At 42.9% G+C, this 1,160-nt stretch carries 2 protein-coding genes; both read right to left on the bottom strand.

Going from position 1 to position 1,160, the window contains the following annotated elements; translation table 11 throughout:
- Positions 1-59: 59 nt before the first annotated feature.
- The gene (locus AC1DRQ_RS31735; protein WP_429395160.1) at positions 60-653 is read right to left on the bottom strand and encodes a DUF4468 domain-containing protein; all 594 of its coding nucleotides are present in this window, start codon (positions 651-653) and stop codon (positions 60-62) included.
- A gap of 147 nt (positions 654-800) precedes the next feature.
- The coding region (locus AC1DRQ_RS31730) for an outer membrane beta-barrel protein (RefSeq protein WP_477430166.1) at positions 801-1,160 on the bottom strand (360 nt) is incomplete at its 5' end.

Here is a 1,160-nt window from a genome sequence, read left to right as displayed (position 1 = left end):
CACCCAACACGACTCATAACCCCAGACTTATGACTCACGACTTATGACTCACGACTCAACTACCACTCCTTGGTTGATATTTTATTGATTTTCTTTTCCTCCTTTGGTAAGGCAGATGTTTTAAGCATATATGCTTTTAAAACACCTCCGGCCTGCCTGCTGTTAAGCAATATCCTGCCGAGGTATTCATCAAAATCAGTTTTATCTACCTTCCCTTGTGCACGCTCCATTGGTATGCTTATACCCGGAACAGGCTCATAAACATTGTACCGGTTACGCTGGTATGGGATATATACAAAATCGGTAAACCAATAACGGTATTTTGAATCCTTAACCTCAATACGCATGGTATAATTTATGGCGCCGTCTTCGTGGGTGGCAATAAATCCTTTTTTTGATACCAGGAAACTTCCCTTGCCTGTTAATACCCCCTGTGCCTTATCGGTAGTTAACGCGGTTAGCTTACCCTTTGGATAGGCTGTTTTTATAAAGTACAGCCCCCTTTTGTACAAGGTATCAGCGCTTACACCTGGCTGACTAACTGTTTGATAATAAATATATTTATCGTTTTCATCAAACGACAAGGAATCCTTTTGTGCAGCCGCAGTTTGGGCCAACAGGATACAAACAAAGGCGATAAGTATATTTTTCATCAGCATGTATTGTTATATTAGTTACGAAGCCGGCCTTAAATCATTTCGGTGTTTTTAAGCCACTCCCGGGATGTTTTCCCGCTATAAAGATAAAAGCCGCTCCGGTTAATCGGAGCGGCTTTTGATAAAAAGATATTATTTTATTTTTTAGAACGCGTACACCGCGGCTAAAACAAACTGTGAAGCGTTTTTAGACGGATCACCGGAGTGATTGGTAAATGCCTCTGCCGATCCGTTATCTAACCTAACCTCTGGGATCAGTGACAGCGGACCTGCTTTGATGTTAGCTGTAAATGTTACCGCGGTTACATGTTCGCCTGCTGCAGGGCCTGCCAAAACAAAATCACCGGTTTTGGTTTTAAAATACTCACCCCTTAATCCCAGGGTTACATCTTTTGATACCGCTATCTGTGGGTATAAGGCCACGCCTGTAAAACCGCCGGTTACGCCATTGGTGGCTTTGTAATCAGCCGCGTTTAAACCCAGTTTAAAGGCATCGGTGATCTG

This window comes from Mucilaginibacter sp. P4_E8 (assembly GCF_056401495.1).
This window is presented reverse-complemented; position numbering and strand designations above follow the sequence as displayed.

Coding starts and splice junctions, on each gene's coding strand:
- AC1DRQ_RS31735 (WP_429395160.1), bottom strand. CDS start 653: ATGAAAAATATACTTATCGCCTTTGTTTGTATCCTGTTGGCCCAAACT.